Source organism: [Clostridium] symbiosum ATCC 14940, from assembly GCF_000466485.1.
Lineage (GTDB): Bacteria > Bacillota > Clostridia > Lachnospirales > Lachnospiraceae > Otoolea > Otoolea symbiosa.
In genome coordinates this window covers 1-23,354 of sequence record NZ_KE993016.1, presented here as the reverse complement: position 1 = coordinate 23,354, position 23,354 = coordinate 1, and the positions used below count along the sequence as shown (strand labels likewise).

The following is a 23,354-nucleotide window of genomic DNA, read 5'->3' as shown; positions in this document are numbered from 1 at the left end:
ACGCGTCCTCCAACCTCAGTTAAATCTCCATTATGCTTTAGCAGCCGCCCGTCTGCACTATTACCATTATAGCATTATTTGTAAGATTTGAAGCACAATATTTATAGAAATTTATTTTATATCAGTATATAATGGGTATAAAGAGGAGTGCGTCTGTTAATGTCCGCAGGGCATAACAGCAGGGCAGCCGGCAGAGCAGACTATGAACTGCTGTCAAGCGTTGAAGTTGGGAGGATACGCCGATGAAGAAGGTTACATTTGAGAAGTACCACTGTATGGGGAATGATTATCTTGTATATGATCCGAATAAGAATGAGATGGAGCTGAATGAGGAGAATATCAGGCTGATCTGCGACAGAAATTTTGGAGTTGGATCGGACGGGATTCTCGCGGGGCCATATCTGGATCAGGAGAAAATGTATGTTAAAATTTTAAATCCGGACGGCAGCGAGGTACCTAAGAGCGGAAATGGAATGGGTATTTTTGCAAAATATCTGAAGGATGCCGGGTATGTACAGAAGACCAGTGTTTCCTGGATGACGATAAGCGGCGAGGAGAATGTCTTTTACCTCAATGAGGAGGGAACAAGGGTTAAGATATCCATGGGGCGGCCTTCTTTCTGGAGTGATGAGATTCCGGTGACAGGGGAGCGCCGTGAGATGGTGAACCAGACCATGATGTTCGGGAAGATACCGTATGTAACCACCTGTCTTTCCCTGGGAAATCCACACTGCGTTATCTGGATGAGCGAGATATCCAAGGATCAGGTATGCAGAATCGGTGAACATTCGGAAAATGCCGATTACTTTCCGGAGAAGGTGAACACGCAGCTTTTGAATGTGCTGGACAGAACAAATATACAGATTGAGATATATGAAAGAGGCGCAGGATATACGCTGGCCTCAGGAAGCTGCGCCTGCGCGGCGGCCTGTGCAGCCCTAAGGCTGGGGCTTGCGGACAATAACATGTATGTACATATGCCTGGCGGAATCCTTGAGGTGGAGATTAAAGAGGACGGCACGGTCTATATGGTGGGCGAGGTCGGCCATGTGGGAACCATCACCCTGGGAAATGAAATGACGGAAAAACTGCGCGCCATGCAGGTAAAAAAATAATTGACAGAAAAAAAACAGACTGCTATAGTTTAAGCAGGTCGGGGAGCTGAACCGGTGCCGGTACGGCTCCCTTTGGCATTGAAGGCGGTGACCTGTGCGCGGAGCGTGCAGGCTGTTGTTTCGCTTAAGGAGATATGGATATGGAAAAAGAGAGAAGAAACGGATGTTTTTCAGAGGAAGAAGTGGATCTGTTAAAACTGCAGTTTACAGATTTATTTGGCCAGCTCAAGATGGTGGAGATGACCGGAGGGCAGGCAGAGAAGGCAATAAAAGAGGGCTATGCAATCAACCGTTATGCTCTGGGAGGCCTTAGATGCGAAGGAGCGGCACCCGATTCTGAAACTTTAAAGGACAGGGCCGGGAATATGGAGCTTTACTTAAAGCCCGACATGACAACATATCAGATCCTGCCGTGGGATTCAGGACAGGAAAACGTGGCCGGAGTCATCTGCGATGTCATGGATCCTGACGGAAACCCGTCGTGGGCGGATACCAGGGGACTTCTGAAGGAGACGGTGAGCCGGCTTGAAAAGCTGGGGCTGCAGATTTATTTTGATTTTCAGTGCGAATTTTACCTATTCCACTCGGACGATGAGGGAAGGCCGACAACGATTACGCATGAGGTGGCCGGATATTACGATGCAGGCCCCATTGATCTTGCGGAGAGCGTTCGCCGCGATATCATGCTGAGCCTGGCGGAGGCGGGGATGGAGGCGGAAAGCAGCCACCACGGCCTTACACCGGGTCAGCACGGCTTCCTGATTCCGGCAAGGTGCGGGACAGAGGCGGCAGATTACCTCCAGACATTTAAAACGGCGGTAAAAAGAATCGCAAAACGTCACGGCCTTCATGCAACCTTCCTGCCAAAACCGGACAGGGACAGCGACGGTTCCGGCCTGCATGTCGGAATCACCCTCAGGGATAAGGAAGGCAGGACAGCCCGGGAGGCGGCCGGATATTTCAGGGCCGGTATATTAAAACATTTATGGGATATGATGATCTTTACCAACCCATTGATTAATTCATATAAGCGTCTGGCAGCGGGAAAGAGAGGCATTTTCCAGCCGGAGTTCCCGGCAGCGGCATGGGAAGACGGAACCGACAAGGTGGTCCGATTTTCAGAGGATAAGGAAGGCAACTGCCGCATTACGGCGCTCTATCCGGATCCGGCTGCCAATCCCTATCTCGCATTGGCTGCTATTACGGCGGCGGGAATCGACGGAATCGTACAAAAGCTTCAGACGGAGGCCCGCGATGGAAAGACGGAATTTCCGGAGACTCTGGGAGTCGTCCTGAGAGAGCTTGACAATAATACATTTGCAAAATCTTCATTCGGGGAAAAGCTTTGCAGGATGTATAAAGATGGCAAGCAGGAGGAATGGGACCGCTTCTGTTCCCATGTGACCGACTGGGAGATGAAAGAATATCTTTACCGCTGTTAACAGGGGCACGGGGGTGGCATGAAACAGTGAGGTGAAACTGTGTGATCAATATCATAGTGGCATTTTCCAGACCGGAAGATGGAAGGAATATTAAAAACATATTAATAAAGAATGGACTTCAAGTGACGGCGTCCTGCACTTCCGGTTCTCAGGTTTTGGCTCACGCGGACGATTTGAGAAGCGGAATTGTGGTCGGCGGTTTCCGGTTTGGCGATATGACCTGCCGTCAGCTTTACCGTCAGCTTCCGTCCGGGTTCGATATGCTCCTGATTGCATCGCCGGCAAAATGGAGCGGTGAAAATATGGGGGAGATTGTATGTCTCCCGGCCCCGTTTAAGGTATGTGACCTGATTTCCAGCGTGCGCATGATTGAACGGATGCAGTCGGAGAAACGCAGACAGAGAAAAAGCCGGCCGCAGGAAAGAAGCGAGGAAGACACAAAGGTCATTGCCCAGGCTAAAGCCGTCCTGATCAGCCGAAACAGCATGACGGAACCGGATGCCCACAGGTATTTGCAGAAGTGCAGCATGGACAGCGGCACCGGGATTGCGGAGGCGGCAAGGATGGTATTAAGACTGTATCAATGACCCAGGGAGGAAAAGATGAAATTTACGAAAATGCAGGGAATTGGCAATGATTACGTATATGTGAACTGTTTTGAGGAAAAGGTGGAGGATCCGTGCAGCATGGCGATTGCCGTCAGCGACCGCCACTTTGGGATTGGCTCAGACGGCCTGATTCTTATCAAACCGTCTGAAGTGGCCGACTGTCAGATGGATATGTATAATCTGGACGGCACCAGAGGCGCAATGTGCGGCAACGGAGTGCGCTGCGTGGGAAAATATGCCTATGATCACAAAATAGTGGATAAGCCCCGTATCAGCGTGGAGACGGCATCCGGGATTAAATATCTTGATATGAAGGTGGAGAATGGGAAAGTCACGGCTGTCACCGTGGATATGGGAAAACCGGTTCAGACTTCGGAACTGTTCGAAGAGTTGGAGATAAAGGGAAAGAGCTATCGGTTTATCGGGATATCCATGGGGAATCCGCATGCGGTAGTGTTTGAAGATGAATTTGAGGAGCCCATCGAGACGCTTGACCTGGAGAAGATTGGTCCCGACTTTGAGAACCATGAGAGATTCCCGGACAGAACCAATACGGAATTTATCAGAGTAATTGACCGCGGGCATGTCAAGATGCGCGTGTGGGAGCGCGGTTCAGGTGAAACCATGGCCTGCGGGACAGGCGCCTGTGCCGTTGCAGTGGCAGCCATACTGGCCGGCTGTACGGACGATACAGTGGAGGTGGAGCTGCTGGGAGGCACGCTCACGATTGCCTGGGACCGCGAGAAAGATACCGTCTATATGACAGGGCCTGCGGTTGAAGTCTTCCACGGAGAATATCAGTAACAGTTCAGACGGTATGAACTGTTACCAACATCGGCAGGAGCAGTAACCTTTTAACTCTTTTCACATACTTTAATAGTACAAAGGTATGTGAGAGGAGTTTTTCTTTTGGATATAAGACAGAGAGTGGTTATAGATGCAGGCCATGGCGGCGAATACGATCCGGGAGCTGTTTTCGAAGGAAGACAGGAAAAGGACGACAATCTGCGGCTGGCGCTGGCTGTTGGTGATATATTGGAAAACAACGGAGTGGAAGTGATTTTTACAAGGGTTACGGATGTATATGATACACCCTATGAAAAGGCGGATATGGCCAATGAGGCCGAGGCCGACTTCTTTGTTTCCATTCACCGCAATGCTGCCGCAGAACCCGGCACCGGCTCAGGGACAATGACGCTGGTGTATAAAGAAGAAGGACTTGCAGCTGAGCTGGCGCAGTCCATCAACAGGGAACTTGCCAGAACCGGCTTTACGGATCTGGGAACATTTGAAAGGCCGGGACTGGTCGTGCTTCGCAAAACCCAGATGCCGGCAGTGCTTGTTGAGGCCGGATTTATTGATAATCCTGAGGACAATGCCAAATTTGACGCACAGTTTGAGGAAATAGCCGGAGCTATCGCAACCGGGATACTGGATGTTGTAAAACAGCAGGAAGAGAACTATTATTACATGATCCAGACAGGAGCCTACCGTATCCGTTCTCTGGCTGAACAGCAGCTTGAGGAATTGAAATCAGAAGGATTTCCGGCATATCTGGTATTGGAAGACGGGTTATATAAGGTCAGGGTCGGAGCGTTTAAAGAGATGGATAATGCGGTGAAAATGGAACAGGAGCTGCGAAGAAACGGCTTTTCCACAGTTCTGGTCCACGGCCCGGCTGTTTACTGATAACATGCAGGGAAAGACTGCCGCTCGGAAAAGGGAACCGGTTCCGGCTTTGGAACCCTTTCCCTTCTTTTTATCTAATAGACAGAGCAATGTAACAGTAACACAGCTTATGCTGTCTGAATTGTTACTGATAAATGGAATTGAACCCGACCGGAAGGTATAGTATGATAAGTGTAAATGAAGAACGCGGTAAAGAGGGAGGAGAAACAGGATGGATGTACATAAAATAGCGGTGATTCCGGGAGATGGGGTCGGCCCGGAAGTGATTCGGGAAGGCGTGCGCGTTTTGGAGGAGGCAGCCCGGCTGGACGGAGGTTTCCGGTTTGAATTTACCTGGTTTCCCTGGGGATGCGGGTATTACCTGAAACATGGCAGAATGATGGAGGAGGACGGGATCAGCCGCTTAGAGAAATTTGACGCGATTTATCTTGGTGCGGTAGGCTATCCCGGCGTGCCGGATCATATTTCCCTGTGGGATTTGCTGCTGACAATCAGGAAAAGCTTTGACCAGTACGTGAATCTGAGGCCGATCACGCTTCTGAAGGGGGCACCCTGCCCGTTAAAAGACGTACGGCGGGAAGACATAGACATGCTCTTTGTCAGGGAAAACAGCGAGGGGGAGTATGCGGGAAGCGGAAGCTGGCTGTTTAAAGGAAAGCCCAACGAAGTGGTGATACAGGACGGTGTTTTCTCAAGGACAGGCTGTGAGAGAATCATCCGGTATGCGTTTGAGCTGGCAAGGAAGAGGAAGAAAAGCCTGACCAGTATCAGCAAGGCAAATGCGCTGAATTACTCTATGGTATTCTGGGATCAGATATTTGAGGAAGTCTCCAGAGAATACCCGGATGTGGAAACCCACTCCTATCTGGTTGACGCCGCAAGCATGCTGATGGTGAAAGACCCACGGCGGTTTGAGATAGTGGTGACCTCCAATCTGTTCGGCGATATTCTGACGGATTTGGGAGCGGCGATTGCAGGCGGAATGGGGCTTGCCGCCGGTGCGAACCTGAATCCGGAAAGGATATATCCATCGATGTTTGAGCCGATTCACGGTTCTGCCCCGGATATCGCCGGGCAGGGGAAGGCCAACCCTCTTGCGGCCATCTGGTCGGCCAGCCAGATGCTGGATTTCTTCGGCCATGAGGATATGGGAAGCAGGGTCCTGTCCGCAATCGAGGCTGTCTTAGAGGAGGGCAGTGTCCTGACGCCCGACCTCGGCGGCACGGCTACAACAAGCCAGACGGCGGACCGTGTTCTTGCGAAGCTTTGCGGATAGCAGAATTAGGAATATTATGGAAAATAAATAGAAAACAATGGGATAGTGTGTTATAATGTAGATACAATAAAGGTCGATCAATGTGAAGGGGAGGCGTTATTATGGCAGGGAAAAAAGTAGTTATCACCATTGGAAGACAATATGGCAGCGGCGGAGCCGACACCGGCAGAAGGCTGGCAGAAGAACTGGGATTTGGTTTTTACGACAAGAATATCCTGAGGATGAATTCAGATGAAAGCGGAATCAAGGAAAGCTATTTTCACCTGGCAGACGAGAAGGCGGGAAATAAGCTGCTGTATAAGATTATCAGCAGTCTGACACCGGAAAAAGGCGCTCCCTCCTTTGGTTCGGATCTGATCTCCGCCGACAACCTGTTCCGATTCCAGTCGGAGGTAATCCGGAAACTGGCGGCGGAAGAATCCTGCGTCATCATCGGAAGGTGCGCCAACTATGTCCTGGACGGAATGGAGGGACTGCTCCGCGTCTATTTGTATGCAGACATCGAAGTGAGGGAGGCAAGAATCAGGGAAAAGGATCTTTACGATGAGAAAGAGGTATTGAAGAATATCAAGAGGATAGACAGGGAACGCCGCGATTATCACAGATATTACACGGGACGTGACTGGCAGGAGCTGGACAATTATGACCTGGTAATCAACACCACTCATATTGGCGTGGATGGGGCTGTAGCTGTAATCAAGAATTATCTGACCGTGATGGGATATGATTTGGAGAAAGATTTTCATTGATGAAAAGGGGCGGTAATTTCAACTGATGTGGTGTATGATTTTTATTGGTAATATCGGCCGGCCGCATAATTAATGATACCAAAAAAATCGCTGAAGTCTCACGAACTCAGCGATTTTTCTTTTGGGGAGGTTTTTTACAGCCCTTTTTTAACGGGAAAATACTCCTGTTAAGTGAGCCAATGCCTGCGGCGCTTGGGAATCATGTCGCCACAGCGGCCCGCGTCAGGCGGAGAATCCCGCGAGCGATATTCTTTCTGGCTTTTTAAACGGCCTGCCGTCAGGCAGATTAAAAATGGATTTCTTCAGGAAAGGCTTCCTTGCGCAGAATCCCCCACATTTTATCGATATAGGAAAGTGTATAAAAGTTTTCATAGTAGTGATAATAGAAAGCTCCTTTGAGCGTCATCCGGTATTCCCCGTTCTCCTCGGTGGCAAATCCCAGCTTTTTAGCAAGCCAAAGCTCGGGGCCGTATGCTTTTTTGAGAGGCGTGTTGAAAAACACTTCAAAGTCTTTTGAATTTACTTTGGTACTGTAGGCGGTCCAGAATAAGTAATACACCATACGCTGTCTTTCGGAAAAACGCAGAGTCAGAGAAGTGGGAAGTTTCCCCTCCTCAATCCTTTTTTGATATTCCGCCACAGAAAAGGTGTTGATTTTAAACTGGTCCTTTAAAAGTGTTGTGGCAGAGCAGCCAAAACCAAGAAAATTATCTCTTGTCATGGATGAATATCCGGCGGTGCCGGAATTGGAGAAGGTCCAGATGGAATCGCGTCGGTATCCCATCTCCTTACAGTAGAGGGTGATTTCATCCAGAAGCTTTCTCTTTTCCTTCTTTTTCAGCGGCTTTATCCGGCTGTCCGTGAAGGTGAAGTCAATCAATGGATAGATTGCGATATGGTTGGCTCCGTTAGCAAAGGCAGTTTCAATATCGTTTTTCAAATCTTCTGATGTCTGACCGGGCAGTGCAAATATAAAGTCCATTGAGACCGTTTCAAAGGAAAAATTCGACAAAGCCTCAGCCATGCGCTTACAATCGAACGCGCGGCGGCCCAGGATATTTAAATATTTGTCCTGAAATGACTGGATTCCGATGCTGATTTTAGTGATGCCGGCTTCTTTCAAAAGCCGGAGCGTCTCATTGGTCACATTGTCCGGATGCAGTTCGAGGCCGATGCCTTCAGTAATGATAAAATGCTCCTGCAAAGCATCAATGATTTCTTTCAGACGGGGGGCCGCAAGTGCAGGCGTTCCGCCGCCAAAATAGAGGCTGGTGACCGGCTTCTTTTCCTTTTGGCGTCCTGCGCTCAGGTGGATTTCTTTAATTAAAGCGTCGATGTAGAGGCTGCATTTTTCCGCCGAATACAGCTCCTTGCAGTAAGGGCAGAAGGAACAAAGCTGGCTGCAAAACGGCAGATGAACGTAAAGTCCAAGTCCCGTGCATTCCCCGTAATTCAACCGGGAATCATATTCATTTTTAAAGGTAAACGGACGGAGCGTCCTGGTGAACCACATCCGTGTGAGAGTAGTGACAAATCCCATAAATCCTCCTGGCGCTGACTCTTACATGCATTTTGTCTGTTGTCTTATAAAAAATGTTGATTTGTACACCGCATTCATTATATGTATTTGAGATAGGTACAGAGAAGTTCGGCTATGATCTTTATGTTTCCGCTGAACAGCAGGGTATATTCCGCCACGAAAAAATAGCCGCATTGTTCACACAGGCCCGGACTGTGGATGCATCTGCCGCAGGTGCTGATTTCCCCGCCTTCCATTACAATACATTGATGGCAGGGCGTTGGAAAGCTGTTGTTTATGATATACGGAAATGCGCTAAGCAAGTTGAAAACAGGAGCTCCCTGCTTTTTCATCAGGGCAATGGCATCACAGCAGCCGGCTTTTTCTTCCCTGGAAAGGGCAAGCTCTGCGGTATCGGGATAAGGGGTGTGGAAATTAAAAGAAACGGCCCGCACGTTATCAGTGTCTCTGGCTTTGATACATACGTCACGGACCGTATGCCTGTTAATCCGGTTTATTGCCATATAGAAGCAGATATTATCGGAGGAGGCATTTCTTATATTTTCCATAATCCGATCATAGGTGTCTCCACGAATCTCATTGTGCTTTTCTTTATCCCCGTCAAGACTCAGCAGGATAAGATCCGCCTCAGGCAAATCCAGGGGAAAGGTTCCGTTCGTCACCGTATTTACAATGAGGAAACCCATCTCTCTGGCCTCTCTGACCAGATCACGGATCGTTTTATCACCATCATTCCATAGGAAGGTCTCACCTCCGCAAAAAAACAGGATACGGATGCCCATACCGTACAGCTTTTCCATCTCGGCCCTGATTTGGCGGTAGGGATGGAGGACGGCGGTAATATTATTTACAGAGCAGTGCTTACAGGAAAGATTGCATTTATCTGTCAAAATAATAGTTCCGAGAATCGGATTTTTCTGCCTCAAAAGAATTGTTTTAATACTGAAACAGGCCAGGTGGAAAAATGACGATAATTTCATAGGGCGGCCGCCTTTCGCTGTTAATTGTTAAGCTGCTCTCACCACTCCAGTTCGACCGGAGTGTATTCATGGTGAATGGCAGGAAGGATCCTGCCGATTAAATCGTCTTTTATAATCTTCAGGCTGGAGGTATTGATGCAGGGATGGCAGCCGATATATTCATCTTTCAGGATATCTTCGTCAATGACAAGGCGGACATGGTTTTCCGGATCATTCATCAGGCCGAGGACGCTGACAGAACCCGGGGTGATATCGAGATACTCCTCCATATGTGCGGCATCGGCAAAGGAAAGACGGGAACATCCCATTTTCTTGGAAAATACTGCGGTGCGGAATTTCTTGTCACCGGGCATCATCAGAAGGTAAAAGCTGGTTTTCTGGGCATTGCAGAGAAACAGGTTCTTGCAGATGCGGATGTCCAGAAGCCGTTCCACCTCATGGCAGCTTTCGATTGTCTCCGTCGGGTCGTGATCAATCCTGGTATAGGAAAGCCCCAGTGAATCGAGGAGAGTATAAACACGCTGTTCTTTGGGCAGACGGAGAGTGAAATTATCCGGTCGGCCGGTGTACAGTGTCTGATCAATATAGATTTCGTTCGGTGAAACAGCCTGATGGGCTGCGGCTGATGGATTCATATTCTTACTCCTTTTAGTCTGCTGACGTTTTCTATTGTTTGTATGGTTATACCGTAACTTAAATTCAGTATTTGTAATATATCCGGTAACGGGTCCACTTGTAATTAGCGCTGAATCGTGGAAAAACGGATATGTTCTCCTATTATACCAAGCCACGGCGAAAAAGCAATATTTTAATCAATGTTTGTATTGATTTGACAGGGCATATCGACTATAATAACGAAGTTTGGGATATTACGATAGATTGATAGCAGATATATAAGATTTAACTGAGGAAGTAATAGGAAAATCAATAGAAGAAGCTATTATAAAATAAGGATAGATAGGGCAAAACCATGAGACATCAGACTGATATAGATAAAATGAATACGAACAGGAATCTGTTTTTTATGTCACTGCCAATATTCGTTGAGCTGCTTTTACAGCTTTTGGTAGGAAATATTGACCAGATGATGGTCAGCCGTGTTTCCCAGCAGTCGGTGGCATCCATTGTTAATGCGAACCAGATTATGAATCTGGTGATTATTGTACTCAGCATGGCATCTACGGCATCTACGGTAATTTTATCACAATATCTTGGGGCGGAGGATAAGGCAAATTCGTCCAGAACCTGTATGGTGTCGATTCTTATGATCACGGTGGTAAGCCTGCTGTCCACACTTCTGGTATTTGCAGGTTACAAGCCGCTTTACAAAGCACTTCGTGTGCCGGAGGAAATATTTGATGAAGCTTCGCTGTATCTGCTTATCGTCGGGGCTTGTATCACAGTGCAGGGACTTTACCTAATCTTCTCCGCGATTATCAGGGCATTTGCGATGATGAAGGAAGTCATGATAGTTTCCATTGTTATGAATGTTATGAATATTATTGGAAACGCAATTTTAATCAACGGCTGGTTCGGCATGCCGAGGCTTGGGGCAGTAGGTGCGGCTGTTTCTACGGATATCAGTAAGCTGGTGGGACTGGGGCTGATGATTCTGCTGTTTGTGAAGCGTACTAACGTGAAGCTGGGACTGCGGTTTTTAAAGCCGTTTCCGGTTCAAATTATGAAAAAACTCTGCCTTTTGGCGGTTCCCTCCGGTGTGGAGAGTTTCTCTTATAATATGTCACAGATGTGCATTTTGGGAATTGTCAATTCCTTCGGCACGATGGTGACGGTCACAAAAGGGTATTGCAGTATATTCGCTAATCTTGCCTATGTTTATGCGATGGCGATTGCTTCGGCAACCCAGATTGTATTGGGATATCTGATAGGGGCGAAGAAAATTGATTTAATCCAGAAAAGAGTGAATGCGACGCAGAAGGTGGCTCTGGCGGCCTGTGTGGGCCTGGCGGTTCTGCTGTTCTTGGGCAGCAATTATATCTTTCTGATATTCACGGATGATCCGGAGATCATTGCACTGGGGCGTAGGATTCTGTTTATTGAAATTTTTCTGGAAATAGGACGAGCCGTCAATATAGTAATGACGAAATGTCTGATCGCCGTCGGAGATGCGGTCACACCGACAGTAGTCGGCGTAAGTTTTCAATGGGGAGTTGCCTTTGTCGGGGCATGGGTATTCGGAATCATATTTGGCTGGGGCCTGGAGGGCGTCTGGGTGGCTATGGCAATAGACGAATGTCTCAGAGGATTGATATTTGCCGTGCATTTTAAAAAAGAACGGTGGAAAAAAGTGTTCAGAAGTGTGGATGATTGAGCCGGATAAATTAGCAATTGTGGATGATTGGCTGGGATTTAGATGACGAGTTGTGGAAATGTGGATGAAATGGGCGATAAATGTGGATAACATGAGATACAAGCTTGAATTTTCTGAGAATATATGGATGTAAATGGAAGAGATTGAAAAGGGAGGCTGGAATGGAGAAAAGTGGGAATGGTTTTGGGAAGTATGAGGCGGAAAAGAGGAAGAGCGGCGTGGATGAGAGAAAAAGCGGGGCGGAAAAGAGGAAGAGCAGCGTGGAAAAGAGGAAGAGCGGGGCGGAAATGGGAAAGAGCGGCGTGGAAAAGAGGAAGAGCGGAGCGGAAGAGAGAAAGAGCGGGGCGGAAAAGAGGAAGAGCGGAGTGAATACGAGAAAAGGCAGGGCGGAAATAGGGAAGAGCCGCGTTGATAAGGGGAATGGGGCGGATACGAGAAAGAGCGGTGTGAATATGGGGAAGAACGGAGCGAATACGAGGAAGAGTGGCGTGGACACCGGGAAGAATGAAGTGGAAATGAGAAAAAACAGGGCGGATGCCGGGAACAGCGGAACGGATAAAAGGAAGAGTGGGACAGGCATAGGGAGCCTTGGAGCGTATAAGAAGCGTGGAGCCGATAAATGGGAAAATGGAACAGATAAGAGGAAGGGCAGAGCAGGCAGCAGTAAAAGCGGAGCGGGGGAGAGTGACTTCTCTCAAAAGCAGGTGAAGGAAGCTTTTCGTGGAAAAAACAGTAAGGATTTTTCCGGCAGAGACCGCTTCGGGAATAAAAGAGCAGACGGAAAGAATGAGGAAAGTGTAAAAAATACCGGGAACGGCAGCAGGAAAAGGAACTCGCCCTGTCCTGTTTATGAACAGTGCGGCGGATGTCAGCTTCTGCACCTTCCTTACAAACAGCAGCTCGCTGAAAAACAGAAGCGGATGGAGGAACTCTTAAAAGGAATCTGTCCGGTGAAGCCAATTATTGGGATGAAGGAGCCTCTGCATTACCGGAATAAGGTACATGCCGTATTTGGGCATGACAGAAAGGGAAATCCGCTCTCCGGCGTTTACAAAGAAGGAACGCATATTCTTGTCCCGGTTGAGAAATGCCTGATTGAGGATGAGAAGGCAGATGAGATTATCGGGACTATCAGAGGGATGCTGAAATCATTCAAGATCCGGACATTTGATGAGGATACAGGATATGGCTTTTTGAGGCATGTTCTTGTCAGACGCGGATTTGCCACAGGGGAAATTATGGTGGTACTGGTGACGGCTTCGCCGGTATTTCCGTCGAAAAATAATTTCGTGAAGGCTCTCAGAGAGAAGCATCCTGAGATTACGACGATTGTTCAGAATATTAACAATAGAAGTACAAGCATGGTGCTGGGCGATAAAGAGCACGTGCTTTATGGCAGAGGCTACATTGAGGATGTGCTGTGCGGACTCCGGTTCAGGATTTCTTCGAAGTCGTTTTACCAGGTGAATTCTGCGCAGACGGAGCTTCTCTACAATAAGGCCCTGCAACTGGCTGGACTGACCGGAAAAGAGAAGGTTTTAGATACATATTGCGGTATCGGTACCATTGGCCTGATTGCAAGCAGGAAGGCCGGAGAGGTGATTGGGGTGGAATTGAACCCTGATGCAGTCCGTGACGCAGTACAGAATGCAAAAATGAATGATGTGAAGAATATCCAGTTCTACTGCAATGACGCCGGACGGTTTATCGTAAATATGGCGGAAAAGGGCGAAAAGGTGGACGTCATTTTGATGGATCCCCCCAGAAGCGGAAGTACGAAGGAATTCATTGACGCGGTCGCCAAGATGGGTCCGGAACGTGTAATCTATGTCTCCTGCGGGCCGGAAACACTTGTTAGAGATCTTCGGTGGTTTATGGGGAAGGGGTACCGGGCTGTGGAGGCTTGGCCGGTGGATATGTTTGGGGGGACTGGGCATGTGGAGACCGTCACGCTTCTCGTGCGGGAACCTTGATTCTAGGCGGGTTTGCGGGATTATTTGGTGGTAATGAAGTTGTGTTTTTATGAAAATAGATATGAATAAGTTACCGTGGAAGTGGGGATGGGGTAACGCCGTGTGAGTTTAATATGTGGTTTAATATGGGGTTTGCCGGAGAGTTTGTACACTTTAGCAAAACCCATACTTTTTAGCAAAAGGGATACTCCGGGGCACGGAGGTTCCGATGGAAAAAGAGAGAAGAACATGATAAAATATTGATAGAAGGTATTGGGTGGTGACAGAGCAGTGTGTGCGTAGAGGAGAATGGTAATATGGCGATTGTTAAGAAATTATTTGGAAAAAATTATTTACGGTGCTACGAGAATGAAAAAGGGAAAATATATAGTTGTCAGCAAATAAGAAAATCATGGGATAATAAAGTAAATTATGTGACAGAAAATAGTTCGAAAAATGTAAAAGGTTTGAGGCAAGCACAATTGGGTGCAGTGTTTGCTATTCGTGCACATTGGATTGTTAGCAAAGAAGCGGCTACAGTAGTTATGCCAACGGGTACAGGAAAAACAGAAACTATGATGACTACTATTGTTGCAGAACAATGTAAAAGGGTATTTATACTGGTGCCCACTGATCTATTGAGAACGCAGACTGTAGAAAATTGTGTTAAATGGGGAATTTTGAAGGATATTGGGGTGATTGAGCAGAAAGCAAAATATCCGAATGTATTATGTTTGAAATCGCAACCTAAGTCAAAAGATGATTTAGAAGAAATGCTAGATTCTGCAAATATCATTGTATCCACTGCAAGGTTAGTAAGTAGATTTGATGTAGAATATATGAATATACTGAGTTGTAAGTGTGATATTCTTATCGTAGATGAAGCACATCACATTGAGGCAAACAGATGGAATCAGATTAAAAGTTTCTTTAGAGATAAGAGAATATTGCAGTTTACAGCCACGCCTTTTAGGAATGATGGTAAAAAGTTAGATGGTGATATAATATATAATTTTCCATTGTCTATGGCACAGGAACAGAGATATTTTCAAAAGATTAATTTTAAACCTATTGTTGAGTATGATGAAGAAAAAGGAGACTACTCTATTGCTTTAGCTGCGGTACGGCAATTAAAATCAGATTTGGGAAAGGAATTCAATCATATTATTTTAGTTCGAGCCAAGTCGATGCAAAGAGCAAAGCAGTTATACGAGAATATTTATGCCAATTATTTTACGCAGTACAATCCTGTACTCATAATTAGTGAGATGACTGCAACAGAAAAGAAATCTAATATGGAAGCTTTAAAGACAGGAAAGTCACAAATAGTGGTGTGTGTTGATATGTTTGGAGAAGGCATAGATATACCTAATCTTAAGATTGCAGCAATACATGACAGATATAAATCTTTACCGATTACCCTGCAGTTTATCGGACGTTTTGCACGTAGTAAAGCTGGATTAGGAGATGCAACAATTATTACTAACTTGGCTAATGAGGATATTCAAGATGCATTAGCTGAATTGTATTCTCAAGATTCGGATTGGAATAGTTTATTAAGTGAATTGTCAGAAGGAGTAATTGGTAAAGAAATTTCATTACAAAAATTAGCGAACGGATTTAAAGGAAGTGGAATAGAATCTATAAATATAAAGCAATTACGACCAGCACTTAGTATGGTAGCATATAAAACAGACGCTAAAGAATGGAATTGGGAAAATTGGACACAGTTGTTTGATGAAGATGTATGCAAGTATTATATTAATGAGGAAGAGAATATATTTATTGTTATTGAACCAGAAGTGAGTAAGATAGATTGGGCAAATTATAGAGAAATTAGTAATTTGAACTGGAACCTACATATGGCATATTGGAACAAAGAAAAGCAAGTAGTTTTTCTGAATTCGACGAATAAAGCAATTTTCAATAAATTTGCTGAAACTTTATTTACCGAAGTTCAAAGAATTTCAGGTGAAAATATATTCAAATGTTTACATGGGATTAACCGTCTTATGGTGGCAAACCTAGGGTTAAATTCAGCCATTGATGGGCCAATACGATATAAAATGTTTACAGGTATTGATATTGCAGAGGCAATATCGGAATCTCAGAAAGGAAATTGTTATAAATCAAATATCTTTGGTATGGGATACAATGGGGAAGGTAAAACTAGTATCGGATGTTCATATAAAGGAACCATTTGGGGAAGACTGGTTGAAACTATCGATAATTGGAAAGAATGGTGTAATTTAAATTATGAGAAAGTTATTAATCCAGATATTCATACTGTGGATATATTAAAAGGGGTTTTAATGCCAGTGATTATTAAAGAGAGACCAAAAGAGAAAGCATATAGAATAGATTGGCCGAATGATTTGGATATGTGCAATGAAAAAGGTGTATATTTGGAAACACCATATACATCCATACCGATATATGAAATGGAAATTGGTCTTATAGAAGTAGAAGATACTGAGAATTTGAAATTTTTTGTGCAAAATGAGGAGTGTAGAGCAGAATTTGAATTTATCATTAATAATGAAGGGTGGTCTATTTCTAAGATTAGCGGTACATACCTTGAATTACGTATGAGGAATAGGGTATATAGTTTAGTAGACTTTTTTAAAGAAAATCCGCCAGAAATCAAGTTTGTTGATCAATCATCGTTGCAGGGAAATCTTTATGTAACCCTGGAAAATAGTACTAATTTCAAATTTTCGGAGGAGCAATTGATTAAATGGACATGGGATAAAGTGGATATAAGTAAAGAATCCCAAGGAAATACGAAGGAGAAAGATTCTATACAATATTTTACAATTCATAAATTGCTTAGTGACCAAAGTTATGAAGTAGTATTTGATGATGATAACGCAGGAGAAATTGCAGATATTGTAGCGATAAAAGAAAAGGATAAAGAGATTCATTTTGAATTTTACCATTGTAAATTTGCTCATGGAGCAAAGCCGGGTAGCAGAGTTGCTGATTTATATGAAGTATGTGGACAGGCAGAAAAGTCTGTCTTATGGAAGCAAAATATCTGTGAAGTTATTGAAAGAATGAAATATAGAGAAAGCAGACGGATGAAGTTGAACGGTGTTAGTAGGTTTGAAAAAGGTGATTTAAAAAAGCTCTCAACCATAAGGAATAAATTGAGATTTCTTCCAGCAAAATTAGATATTTTTATTGTTCAACCGGGAGTGTCAGCATCGGCAATTACTGAGGACATGCATCAGATTTTATGTGGAACACAGGCATATCTGTTGGATACATATGGAATAACATTACAGATGATTTGCAGCCAGTAAAAATATTTCTTGACAAATTTGTAATTTAGAGCAATTACTGAACTACCAAATTTGTTAAGGAGTTGATGTCAAATGACAGAGGAACAGAAGCAGACGATTGTGCGTCTTAGGAATGTAGGATTAGGCTACCGGAAAATTGCAAATGTTTTAGACCTTTCAAGAGACAGGGTAAGAAATTACTGCAAAGTAAACGGTCTGGACGGCTACGCTAAGAAGCACCTGCAAGCTGAGGAAGGTAAGCAGATGGAGGAAGATTCTGCTGACAGTGTATGTAGGTATTGTGGCAAACCAATTGAGAAGCAGACTACCGGACGAAGGAGAATTTACTGTTCGGAGGAATGCAGAAGAGCGTGGTCGAAGAATCATTTATCGCTTTACAAGTATGAGCGTATGTTTTGCGGAAAGAAATTTGAAAGTTCGTCCAAGACGCAAAAGTTCTGCAGCCATGACTGCTATATCCGGGACAGGTTCTGGAGAAAAGAGGACACAGATGAAATTGTGAAAATGCTTCTTGTCGGGAAAAAAGTCTCTACGGTACCCAAATGGATTAAAGATATATTCACTGGCGAAACGAAATAAACGGAAGTTTTGCCAATGAGTATAGGTATGGTAAGCACTCTGAAAAGGGGTGAAATACTGCAAAAAGGGGTAAATCGGTAAAAAGCAACCCTCTGGCAAAAGTCGGGAATTTTTTGAACGAAATCTTTTGCCATGTAGTATAAAAGAAAACTTTCACCGCATATTGAAACCGCCGTGTTTCTCGTGCGGAAACCTTAATTCTATACGGGAAAGCGGAATTATTTGGAGCAAATGGAGTTGTGTTTTAACATGAGGTGAGTTGGATAAGTTTCCAAAGATAGGGGAAAGGGGATAGAACTTAAAATTCATTATAGGACTTCACGATGAAAGTGAAAAATTACTGAATCTTTCTTCTCATTATGTTATACTTATTGAAATAAACTGTGATTTAAAAAGCTGAGCAGCCACATTTTATTAGTCTTAAATTTAATGGTTAATTCACAAAAGACAGGATGTTTAGCGATGAAAGTAAATTTAAATGTAATTTTGGAAGCGATCGAAATGGCAGATGATAATTACACATATTTTTTGGATCTGGAAACAGGAGAAAGTGTATTCCTTGTAGATGAACTGGTTACTGGTCTGGATAATAAGGGACTGGATCATGAAATTGAAGAAAACTTGGGACGTTATTTAAGGCTTCCGACAAAATTTGAAATTCACGAATATCATATCATGGAAGAATTTATCTGGACTTTAAAAGGTAAAAAGGCGGAAGAATTGGGCTATGCCATACGGGGGCGGGGCGCGTTCAGGAGATTTGACGATATGATTGATAGAATGGGGATTACACAGCAGTGGTATAATTTTTAGACGAAATATTACAGGGAACTGGCGATTGAGTGGTGCCAGGAGAATGGTTTAGAATATACAGAGGAGAGCATGTGAAAATAGGTTGGCTTCGGTGAAATCTGTTCTGGGTTAAACGCCGTGTTTATGAATATGCTGTTTAAACTTAATTATGACATCTTCCTTGTCGAAAAAAGCGGCACGGCATATTTATCGTAAATTGGACTATGTGGATTCCGGGGCAATGTTTTATTTATGATATGGAAAGCAGGAAAGATCATGATAAGGTATGTAACAAAGAACGATGAAGGTCAAATACTATCCATGATGGAACTGGTAAAAGATGATTTTGCCGGGTATAAAGAAAAGGAATTTTTAGAAGCAGTATATAGTGCCATCAGCAATGATGAAGCAATTATGGATGAAAAAGATGGTAGAATTGCAGGAATGCTTATGTGTTCAAGGGGAGAAAAAGAATTGTCTTTTCTTGCCGTACATCCTGAGTATCGAAAGAAAGGTGTTGCTAAAAGATTGATTGAGAAAATGACGGAGTGGTTTACTGTGGGAGATATTATTTCCGTCGTTACATTCCAAGACGGCGACCCAAAAGGGACACCTGCCAGGGCATGTTATCATGCTTGTGGATTTGCAGATGATGAAAAATTGACTGTATTTGAGTATCCCTGCCAGAAGATGGTTCTTAGGATTTTACATTAAAGTGAAGGGGAAAATCTGTGAGCATTGGAGCTGCTTGAATGATACCCAAAGCACAGTTTAAAAGGTGAGTATTATGGAGAAGAAAAAGCTTGTAAAATATTTTTATGAGGTAATTGTTTCAAATAATTTACTGGATGAGCTTTCCCAATATATTTCGGATGATTGCGTACTGAAAGTTGGAGAAAAAATGGTACCGCTTGGATTAGCCGGTATGAGACAGCATTTAGCCGATGTAAAAAAGACTTATCCGGACTACACAATGAACATTATTAAGCAGTATTCAGATGGCGATTATGTTATCTCTGAATTTATTATGCAGGGGACTCATAAGGGAGCGTTTATTGGTATCAAACCAACGAATAAGAAACTCACTATTACAGGGGTTGATATTGATAAAGTAGTGGATGGAAAAATTGTTGAACACGGAGGCGCAACAAATACTTTTGACACTTTTTTTGAAAACAATTTAATCAGGCCGGTGTAGTATCTAATCTACTGTATTTTTAATGATAAGCCTCTATTAAAGCACGAGTCAGAGAACGGCTGGTGCTTTTTGTGTGTCCGAAAGCCGGGGCCATCTATGTGTTTGGGAATGGAGATACGATTGCGCAGGATGATAGGAAATAAAATATAAATGTATCAAAAGCGTGTGTCTTTATTTAATAATTAGTGCTAAGATATATATGAAAGCCCCAGCCCCTTTAATTATCGCCGGAATAGAGATTTAGAAAAAATAGGTTATATAATACCTCAGTATTGTTAAAAAACTTCCGGTTATTATGAGAGGCGGACATCAAAAAAGGAAATACGGGACAAATTTTAAGGGGAAAACATAGCGCCGGCGTGGATGACTCTGACAGATAACGATGCTCTAATAGATATAATGTGATATGATAGCATACGGGAATCCTTGCCGTTTTGTGAGAGAAAATAAATAGATTTCAAATTATTTGAATTTCCGGAGGTAGGAGTTTGGATTTAGTTTATATCAATCAAATGTTAAGCAGAGAGAGTTTATATTGGGGTTCCTGCTGTTACGAAGATGTAGAATTAAAATTTGATGTTACGCCACATGAATATCTCGAATTTATGGAGGAGGATTTAAAGGGAGAAGATAAGCGGAATTTAATTAATGCATTATCTAATGCTAAAAGAGCGTTGGATTGTCAAATAGAATCTCTTTTATATGGATACTGTTTAAAAGCTTATACTGATAAGAAAAAGATGGCAATACCAAATAAGATTGATCTGTTAAACCGGTTAGGGATAATTGCACCCAGGATATTGAGAAAAATAAATAAAGTCAGGAATACAATGGAGCATGATTTTTATTGTCCTGGGATTGATGAGGTCCAGGACTTTGCTGATGTAATTTTATTATTTATAAGTTATACGGATAAATATTTATTTGAAACCAAAAAAGAGTGTGAATTAATCGATGATGAAAGCCAATTTTATTGCATACCGGAATTTGACAGAGATGAGCAGAAAATTATTGTTGATGTGAGAGGTTCGCTCCAAGGAACGCAAACTATTACATTTGAAGCGGGTAACGAGAACCTGGAGCTGTTTATAGAGTTTTTAAGGTTATATATTAATTTGATTTGTTAGCGTTTTATTATGTCCGGTTATTTAAAAGCTTTTTGATAAATAGATTGGTTCAGGTATTTCTAATGGAGGTAATCCGAAAGATTGATGCTGAATTTGTATCAGGTTCTTCTGGTAACATAATGTTTAATAGACGGGGAGAAGATTGATGAATGATTTATTAAAGAGTAAAGAATACGATTTTGTAAATGATAAGGACAAGCAGTTTATAGTGGCGTTTGATTCGGAAATGCAGAAGCTGGGGTATACTTGTAACCGAACAATAGGAGAGGGATATTGCTGGGGAAAGAATATGATTATTTACACAAAAGCCGGAGTGAAAAGCAAAAAATCGTATGCCCGAATTTATTTACGGGATAATGACTTGATTCTCCGTATGTATTTCAGCAATGTAAATAGTCAGAAACAGGCTATTGAACAGGCCCCAGACTATATTCAGCATGCATTTACCGGTAATTATGGAGCTTGTAAGCATTGTCATAATATGAAAGAGGACGGTACATGCAGCCATAGAAAAAGCTATACGATTCACAATCAACAATACGAACTTTGTGATGGTTTTGCCTTTTGGTTCTTCTCTCCCGACCTTGCAGGAATACCGGAATACATCAAGTTGTTTCTTGCCTTTTATCCCGATAAAAAGCGAAAAGTGAACGTTGTGCTTTAATGTCCTGTTCTTACGGCATCCGCTATATGCAGCCGGCCATGAAGGAGATTTGCTTGAAATCCGAAGCATGAACGCAGCATAGAATCTATGGCTATCCTGGCTATGCTGCTGCGCCCTATTTATTTTAGGAAGTCCTGATTGAGGAAGTCCTGATTATGGAAGTCCTGACGGAACGGATAGCCCAAACGAGAATGAATAGACAGGAGGATGTTGAGTGAAGGTGCTGTTTATCGGCAATAGCCATACGTATTTTAATGATATGCCGCATTTGTTTTCGGACATGTGCAGAAAGGCCGGAGAGGCAGAGACAGATGTAACGATGATTGCCTATTCCGGCAGAACGCTGGCGTGGCATGAAAAGGAGTATTTCTCCGTTCGTTTCAATCTTTTATATGGGAATTACGATTATTGTGTCATTCAACAGGCTGCACATCCTTTTCCGCCGGAGGAAGAGACGATACCTCATGCAGAGAGATTAATAAAGCTGTGTAAATCCGTGGGAACGGCGCCGGTGCTGTATATGACCTGGGCAGAAAAAGAGAAGCCGGAAAATCAGCGGAACATGATTGATACCTACACAAAACTGGCAAATGAGACAGGCACATTACTGGCGCCGATAGGCCGTATCTGGGCGAAAATCAGAGAGCGTTATCCGGACATTGAGTTATATTATAGGGATGGACAACACGCATCCGTTTACGGCGATTATCTGATTGCAGCCACGTTTTTTGCAGTTATCGCAAAGGGAGATGTGTCAAAGCTGGATGATATGGCATTGGATTTTACAAAAGGGATGGTTCTGGATTTTGAGAAACCGAGAGTCATTGAAGACAAAGAATCCATCGGGTGCAGATTAGAGGAAGAAAAATGCAGACGCATCAACCGGACGATAAAGGAAATCCTGTGAATTGGCTTATTGTAATCAGCTGCGTAGAATGCTTTTTGCGGCGGTATTTTTTGCAGCGGTATTCAGGGCGACGAAAGCTGAGAGGGAACCGCAGGCAGAGGACGGTGCAATTGAGAATCGAAAGCCATTTGGAAAAAAGCTCATGTGGATTTCATTTATGGGTTTTGCTGTGATCACTTTATATTATGGTCCGCTGATTTACAGAAGCGCCCAGGCTTATGAAGGCAGGTTATCCTGGTATATTGATGAAGCGAAACATAAAAGAAGCGTAGAGCTGGTACATGATAATATTTATTCAGATGGAATACAGGGCCTTTTTGATGATCTCGGCGAAAAATTGGAGCTTCCGGAGGAATTATATCTATCTCATAAGCTACGACCGGGAAAAATCAGAAAATGAAATAACGGTCTATCTGGATAATGAAGTGTCAGGTGCCAGGGATGAGGACAAGCTCTTAAAACCAATGATCACAATATTAAGTCACGTGCCGATCAGGGAAACGGTCAGCATCTGGACGGAAAAGGAATATGGTATTCTGTACTATGGGATGCGAAAATGGGGAGATAATTCGGAGGGAATCATCTTTATGGACGATCAGGGGGGGACCAGAGCGGCAGACAGAAGTCATAAACGAAGATCCGTTTCTTGGTCAGGGCGGCGGTGCGGCCGGCATCACATTTATAAATTCAAACCTTGGATTCATGGCTCTTTCTCATAACGGAGGGGATGAGGCGGAACTTTACCGGACAGAGGATGGCGGAAGGACTACAACGCGTGTTGAACTGCCGTATTCCGTCATGGAGGAAAAGCCCAACCCGGATGAACCCTTTGATTTTCCATCGATGCCGTATGAGGAGGATGGAACACTGAAAATGCTTATCGGGCAGGGGGCTGATGGCGATTATCATGGGGGCAGCAAGGGATTGTATCAGTCAACGGATCAGGGCAAGACCTGGGAATTTGTGGAAGAAATTGTTGATTAATTTGTTACTGGTCACAGAACTGCTCTTTTTGTCAGGACTGTGAACCGTAACGTAAGTGTCCAATCTGGGCGGAAATATTTGGAATAGCGTAAAGTTAAATTCGGTTAATGGAAAT

General features: G+C 43.9%; 22 protein-coding genes. 19 read left to right on the top strand and 3 right to left on the bottom strand.

Going from position 1 to position 23,354, the window contains the following annotated elements; all coding sequences use genetic code 11:
* Window positions 1-242: 242 nt before the first annotated feature.
* From dapF (CLOSYM_RS19230) to CLOSYM_RS19200, 7 genes are all read left to right on the top strand, one after another.
* On the top strand, window positions 243-1,115 hold the full coding sequence (gene dapF / locus CLOSYM_RS19230; RefSeq protein WP_003499549.1) for a diaminopimelate epimerase: 873 nt from the start codon (window positions 243-245) through the stop codon (window positions 1,113-1,115).
* A gap of 140 nt (window positions 1,116-1,255) precedes the next feature.
* Window positions 1,256-2,557, top strand: a complete 1,302-nt coding sequence (locus tag CLOSYM_RS19225) for a glutamine synthetase family protein (RefSeq protein ID WP_242828708.1) — start codon at window positions 1,256-1,258, stop codon at window positions 2,555-2,557.
* Between the two features lie 41 nt (window positions 2,558-2,598).
* Window positions 2,599-3,144, top strand: coding sequence for an ANTAR domain-containing response regulator (locus CLOSYM_RS19220; protein WP_021643443.1), 546 nt, complete (start codon window positions 2,599-2,601; stop codon window positions 3,142-3,144).
* A gap of 15 nt (window positions 3,145-3,159) precedes the next feature.
* Window positions 3,160-3,969 (top strand): diaminopimelate epimerase, encoded by an 810-nt coding sequence (gene dapF, locus CLOSYM_RS19215; protein WP_003499542.1) that lies wholly within the window; start codon window positions 3,160-3,162, stop codon window positions 3,967-3,969.
* A 105-nt stretch (window positions 3,970-4,074) separates the two neighbouring features.
* A complete protein-coding gene (locus tag CLOSYM_RS19210) occupies window positions 4,075-4,854 on the top strand; it encodes an N-acetylmuramoyl-L-alanine amidase (RefSeq protein WP_024738440.1) in 780 nt (259 codons plus the stop codon).
* A gap of 211 nt (window positions 4,855-5,065) precedes the next feature.
* Window positions 5,066-6,130 carry a tartrate dehydrogenase gene (locus CLOSYM_RS19205; RefSeq protein WP_021643440.1) on the top strand — a complete coding sequence of 355 codons (1,065 nt, stop codon included), beginning with the start codon at window positions 5,066-5,068 and terminating at the stop codon, window positions 6,128-6,130.
* 101 nt (window positions 6,131-6,231) lie between these two features.
* Window positions 6,232-6,879, top strand: coding sequence for a cytidylate kinase-like family protein (locus tag CLOSYM_RS19200; protein ID WP_021643439.1), 648 nt, complete (start codon window positions 6,232-6,234; stop codon window positions 6,877-6,879).
* Between the two features lie 286 nt (window positions 6,880-7,165).
* Here the strand turns inward: CLOSYM_RS19200 and CLOSYM_RS19195 are convergent, their stop codons facing one another.
* The 3 genes from CLOSYM_RS19195 to CLOSYM_RS19185 all read right to left on the bottom strand — a co-directional run bounded on the left by CLOSYM_RS19195 (window position 7,166) and on the right by CLOSYM_RS19185 (window position 10,034).
* Window positions 7,166-8,419, bottom strand: a complete 1,254-nt coding sequence (locus CLOSYM_RS19195; protein WP_021643437.1) for a coproporphyrinogen-III oxidase family protein — start codon at window positions 8,417-8,419, stop codon at window positions 7,166-7,168.
* Window positions 8,420-8,496: 77 nt separating this feature from the next.
* Window positions 8,497-9,399: a radical SAM protein gene (locus CLOSYM_RS19190; RefSeq protein ID WP_021643436.1), complete on the bottom strand. Its 903-nt coding sequence runs from the start codon at window positions 9,397-9,399 to the stop codon at window positions 8,497-8,499.
* A 38-nt stretch (window positions 9,400-9,437) separates the two neighbouring features.
* Complete coding sequence (locus CLOSYM_RS19185) at window positions 9,438-10,034, bottom strand: prolyl-tRNA synthetase associated domain-containing protein (RefSeq protein ID WP_021643435.1); 597 nt, start codon at window positions 10,032-10,034, stop codon at window positions 9,438-9,440.
* A gap of 389 nt (window positions 10,035-10,423) precedes the next feature.
* Between CLOSYM_RS19185 and CLOSYM_RS19180 the strand changes: the two genes are divergently transcribed.
* The 12 genes from CLOSYM_RS19180 to CLOSYM_RS23240 all read left to right on the top strand — a co-directional run bounded on the left by CLOSYM_RS19180 (window position 10,424) and on the right by CLOSYM_RS23240 (window position 23,239).
* A complete protein-coding gene (locus CLOSYM_RS19180) occupies window positions 10,424-11,731 on the top strand; it encodes an MATE family efflux transporter (RefSeq protein WP_242828707.1) in 1,308 nt (435 codons plus the stop codon).
* A 161-nt stretch (window positions 11,732-11,892) separates the two neighbouring features.
* The gene (gene rlmD, locus CLOSYM_RS19175) at window positions 11,893-13,704 is read left to right on the top strand and encodes a 23S rRNA (uracil(1939)-C(5))-methyltransferase RlmD (RefSeq protein ID WP_021643433.1); all 1,812 of its coding nucleotides are present in this window, start codon (window positions 11,893-11,895) and stop codon (window positions 13,702-13,704) included.
* A gap of 296 nt (window positions 13,705-14,000) precedes the next feature.
* Entirely contained in the window at window positions 14,001-16,988 is a 2,988-nt protein-coding gene (locus tag CLOSYM_RS19170) for a DEAD/DEAH box helicase (protein WP_021643432.1), read from the top strand.
* A 72-nt stretch (window positions 16,989-17,060) separates the two neighbouring features.
* Window positions 17,061-17,567, top strand: coding sequence for a hypothetical protein (locus tag CLOSYM_RS19165; RefSeq protein WP_021643431.1), 507 nt, complete (start codon window positions 17,061-17,063; stop codon window positions 17,565-17,567).
* Window positions 17,568-18,029: 462 nt separating this feature from the next.
* Complete coding sequence (locus CLOSYM_RS19160) at window positions 18,030-18,380, top strand: UPF0158 family protein (RefSeq protein WP_242828706.1); 351 nt, start codon at window positions 18,030-18,032, stop codon at window positions 18,378-18,380.
* Between the two features lie 255 nt (window positions 18,381-18,635).
* Window positions 18,636-19,073 carry a GNAT family N-acetyltransferase gene (locus tag CLOSYM_RS19155; RefSeq protein WP_044902920.1) on the top strand — a complete coding sequence of 146 codons (438 nt, stop codon included), beginning with the start codon at window positions 18,636-18,638 and terminating at the stop codon, window positions 19,071-19,073.
* A 73-nt stretch (window positions 19,074-19,146) separates the two neighbouring features.
* Complete coding sequence (locus tag CLOSYM_RS19150) at window positions 19,147-19,557, top strand: ester cyclase (RefSeq protein WP_021643428.1); 411 nt, start codon at window positions 19,147-19,149, stop codon at window positions 19,555-19,557.
* Window positions 19,558-20,045: 488 nt separating this feature from the next.
* The gene (locus tag CLOSYM_RS19145) at window positions 20,046-20,684 is read left to right on the top strand and encodes a hypothetical protein (RefSeq protein ID WP_044902919.1); all 639 of its coding nucleotides are present in this window, start codon (window positions 20,046-20,048) and stop codon (window positions 20,682-20,684) included.
* 145 nt (window positions 20,685-20,829) lie between these two features.
* On the top strand, window positions 20,830-21,348 hold the full coding sequence (locus CLOSYM_RS19140) for a hypothetical protein (RefSeq protein ID WP_021643426.1): 519 nt from the start codon (window positions 20,830-20,832) through the stop codon (window positions 21,346-21,348).
* 214 nt (window positions 21,349-21,562) lie between these two features.
* Window positions 21,563-22,255, top strand: a complete 693-nt coding sequence (locus CLOSYM_RS19135) for an SGNH/GDSL hydrolase family protein (RefSeq protein ID WP_003499394.1) — start codon at window positions 21,563-21,565, stop codon at window positions 22,253-22,255.
* 1 nt (window position 22,256) lies between these two features.
* Window positions 22,257-22,655: a hypothetical protein gene (locus tag CLOSYM_RS23245; RefSeq protein WP_044902918.1), complete on the top strand. Its 399-nt coding sequence runs from the start codon at window positions 22,257-22,259 to the stop codon at window positions 22,653-22,655.
* Window positions 22,656-22,783: 128 nt separating this feature from the next.
* Window positions 22,784-23,239 carry a hypothetical protein gene (locus CLOSYM_RS23240; protein ID WP_044902917.1) on the top strand — a complete coding sequence of 152 codons (456 nt, stop codon included), beginning with the start codon at window positions 22,784-22,786 and terminating at the stop codon, window positions 23,237-23,239.
* Window positions 23,240-23,354: the final 115 nt, after the last annotated feature.

Bases quoted from the DNA above. Each gene is read 5' to 3' on its own strand.
- CLOSYM_RS19160 (WP_242828706.1), top strand. From the start codon at position 18,030: ATGAAAGTAAATTTAAATGTAATTTTGGAAGCGATCGAAATGGCAGAT.
- CLOSYM_RS19225 (WP_242828708.1), top strand. From the start codon at position 1,256: ATGGAAAAAGAGAGAAGAAACGGATGTTTTTCAGAGGAAGAAGTGGAT.
- dapF (WP_003499542.1), top strand. From the start codon at position 3,160: ATGAAATTTACGAAAATGCAGGGAATTGGCAATGATTACGTATATGTG.
- CLOSYM_RS19205 (WP_021643440.1), top strand. From the start codon at position 5,066: ATGGATGTACATAAAATAGCGGTGATTCCGGGAGATGGGGTCGGCCCG.
- CLOSYM_RS19165 (WP_021643431.1), top strand. From the start codon at position 17,061: ATGACAGAGGAACAGAAGCAGACGATTGTGCGTCTTAGGAATGTAGGA.
- CLOSYM_RS19200 (WP_021643439.1), top strand. From the start codon at position 6,232: ATGGCAGGGAAAAAAGTAGTTATCACCATTGGAAGACAATATGGCAGC.
- CLOSYM_RS19185 (WP_021643435.1), bottom strand. From the start codon at position 10,034: ATGAATCCATCAGCCGCAGCCCATCAGGCTGTTTCACCGAACGAAATC.
- CLOSYM_RS23240 (WP_044902917.1), top strand. From the start codon at position 22,784: ATGGTATTCTGTACTATGGGATGCGAAAATGGGGAGATAATTCGGAGG.
- CLOSYM_RS19170 (WP_021643432.1), top strand. From the start codon at position 14,001: ATGGCGATTGTTAAGAAATTATTTGGAAAAAATTATTTACGGTGCTAC.
- CLOSYM_RS19195 (WP_021643437.1), bottom strand. From the start codon at position 8,419: ATGGGATTTGTCACTACTCTCACACGGATGTGGTTCACCAGGACGCTC.
- CLOSYM_RS19140 (WP_021643426.1), top strand. From the start codon at position 20,830: ATGAATGATTTATTAAAGAGTAAAGAATACGATTTTGTAAATGATAAG.
- CLOSYM_RS19180 (WP_242828707.1), top strand. From the start codon at position 10,424: ATGTCACTGCCAATATTCGTTGAGCTGCTTTTACAGCTTTTGGTAGGA.
- CLOSYM_RS19190 (WP_021643436.1), bottom strand. From the start codon at position 9,399: ATGAAATTATCGTCATTTTTCCACCTGGCCTGTTTCAGTATTAAAACA.
- CLOSYM_RS19150 (WP_021643428.1), top strand. From the start codon at position 19,147: ATGGAGAAGAAAAAGCTTGTAAAATATTTTTATGAGGTAATTGTTTCA.
- dapF (WP_003499549.1), top strand. From the start codon at position 243: ATGAAGAAGGTTACATTTGAGAAGTACCACTGTATGGGGAATGATTAT.
- rlmD (WP_021643433.1), top strand. From the start codon at position 11,893: ATGGAGAAAAGTGGGAATGGTTTTGGGAAGTATGAGGCGGAAAAGAGG.
- CLOSYM_RS19155 (WP_044902920.1), top strand. From the start codon at position 18,636: ATGATAAGGTATGTAACAAAGAACGATGAAGGTCAAATACTATCCATG.